Origin of the sequence: Streptomyces sp. MnatMP-M17 (assembly GCF_900091995.1) — a bacterium.
Classification (GTDB): Bacteria; Actinomycetota; Actinomycetes; order Streptomycetales; family Streptomycetaceae; genus Streptomyces.
The window spans coordinates 1-2,407 of sequence record NZ_FMDK01001106.1; the positions used below are offsets into that span (position 1 = coordinate 1).

At 67.6% G+C, this 2,407-nt stretch carries 3 protein-coding genes; all 3 read left to right on the forward strand.

Annotated features, from left to right (window positions below; translation table 11 throughout):
• Positions 1-915, forward strand: a 915-nt coding sequence (locus GA0115259_RS36545) for a carbohydrate ABC transporter permease (protein WP_107469398.1), incomplete at its 5' end; no start/stop codon positions are given.
• Complete coding sequence (locus GA0115259_RS36550; RefSeq protein ID WP_202450676.1) at positions 912-1,811, forward strand: carbohydrate ABC transporter permease; 900 nt, start codon at positions 912-914, stop codon at positions 1,809-1,811. The genes GA0115259_RS36545 and GA0115259_RS36550, both read left to right, overlap by 4 nt.
• The coding region (locus GA0115259_RS36555; protein WP_161230578.1) for an alcohol dehydrogenase catalytic domain-containing protein at positions 1,811-2,407 on the forward strand (597 nt) is incomplete at its 3' end. The genes GA0115259_RS36550 and GA0115259_RS36555, both read left to right, overlap by 1 nt.

The window sequence follows — 2,407 nt, forward strand, 5'->3', positions numbered from 1 at the left end:
GCCGGCCGGAGGGCCTCCGGCCGGGCCCGCGCCTGGGCCACCCGGGCCCCGCTGCTGCCCGCGCTCGTCTTTCTGATCGCGGTCACCCAGCTGCCCTTCGTGGCGACACTGGTGATCTCGGTCTTCGACTGGAACTCGCTGGCTCCCGACGAGCGCAGCTTCGCCGGACTCGCCAACTACGGCTCCGTGTTCTCCGACGCGAGCTTGCGGGAATCGGTGTTCACCACCGTCCTGCTCACCGCGAGCGTCGTGATCGCCAGTGTGATCCTCGGACTGCTGCTGGCCCTGCTGCTGGACCGCAAGTTCTTCGGCCGCGGCTTTGTCCGTACGCTGCTGATCACGCCGTTCCTGCTGGTCCCGGTCTCGGCGGCGCTGTTGTGGAAGCACGCGCTCTACAACCCCGAGTACGGTCTGTTCAACGGAGCCTGGGCCTGGTTCACCGGACTCTTCGGAGTGAGCAGCCCGGCCCAGCCGGACTGGATCTCCGACATGCCGCTGATCGCGGTCGAGGCGGCCCTGGTGTGGCAGTGGACGCCGTTCATGATGCTCATCCTGCTCGCCGGACTCCAGAGCAGGCCGGCCGAGATCATCGAGGCCGCGAAGCTGGACGGCGCCACCACCTGGCAGACCTTCCGCTATCTGACACTGCCGCATCTGCGCCGCTATCTCGAACTGGGCGTCCTGCTCGGCTCGATCTACATCGTGCAGAACTTCGACGCGGTCTTCACCCTCACCTCGGGCGGGCTCGGCACCGCGAACCTCCCGTACACCATCTACCAGACCTTCTACCAGGCTCACGAGTACGGACTGGCCTCCGCCGCCGGAGTCGTCGTCGTGATCGGCACGATCGTGATCGCGACCTTCGCCCTGCGTGTGGTCTCGTCCCTCTTCAGTGAGGAGGCGAACCGCGCATGAGTACCCTCTCGGCCCCGCACGCGGCACCGGTCGCACGCCCCAGGATCGATCCGTACGCGCCCGCCGCCAAGCGGGCCAGGCGGCGCTCCGCCGGGCTCGGTCTGCTGGCCTGGATCGTCGGAATCGTCTTCTGTCTGCCGGCGCTCTGGATGCTGCTCACCTCCTTCCACTCGGAGGCGGACGCGGCGACCAATCCGCCCTCCTTCGGCGCGGGACTCACCCTCGACAGCTACCGGGTCTTCTTCGGCGCGGGAGGCGGCGCGAGCCCCTGGCCGCCTCTGATCAACTCCCTGACCGCGTCGCTGTTCTCCACGGTGTTCGTGCTCGTCCTCGCGCTTCCCGCGGCGTACGCGCTCTCCATCAAGCGGGTGGAGAAGTGGACGGATGTGATGTTCTTCTTCCTCTCCACGAAGATGCTGCCGGTCGTCGCCGGACTGCTGCCCGTGTATCTCTTCGCGAAGAACACCGGCATGCTGGACAACATCTGGCTGCTCGTCATCCTCTACACCTCGATGAATCTGCCGATCGCGGTCTGGATGATGCAGTCCTTCCTCGCGGACGTCCCGGTCTCCATCATCGAGGCGGCCCAGGTGGACGGCGCCCGGCTGCCGACCGTGCTGGCCCGGGTGGTGGCACCGGTGGCCGCGCCGGGCATCGCGGCCACCGCCCTGATCTGCTTCATCTTCAGCTGGAACGAGCTGCTCTTCGCCCGGGTGCTCACCGGGGTGACGGCCCAGACCGCACCTGTTTTCCTGACGGGCTTCGTCACCAGCCAGGGGCTCTTCCTCGCCCAGCTCTGCGCGGCGTCCGTCGTTGTCTCCCTGCCGGTGCTCGCAGCCGGTTTCGCCGCCCAGGACAAGCTGGTCCAGGGCCTTTCTCTTGGAGCTGTTAAGTAATGAGGGCAGCGATCGTCGAAGCCGTCGGCCAGGTCTCCGTCACGACGGTGCCCGATCCCACCCCGGGCCCCCGGGATGTGGTCGTCTCCGTCGCGTCGTGCGGCCTGTGCGGCACCGATCTGCACATTCTCCAGGGAGAGTTCGCACCCACCCTGCCGATCGTGCCCGGCCATGAGTTCGCCGGTAAGATCGTGGAAATCGGCTCCGACGTCACTGAACTGGCCGTGGGCGACAAGGTGGCGGTCGATCCGTCGCTGTACTGCCACGAGTGCCGCTACTGCCGGGCCGGGCGCGGCAATCTGTGCGACCGGTGGAACGCGATCGGTGTCAGCAAGCCGGGCGGCGCCGCCGAGTACGCCGTCGCGCCCGTCGCCAACTGTGTCAAGCTGCCCGACCATATCGACGTACGGGACGCGGCGCTGATCGAGCCGCTCTCCTGCGCGGTCCGCGGATACGATGTCCTCAGCTCCACGCTCGGCGCCGAGGTGCTGATCTACGGTTCGGGCACCATGGGACTGATGATGCTCGAACTCGCCAAGCGCACCGGCGCCGCCGCCGTCGACGTCCTGGACATCAATCCGGAGCGGCTGGCGACC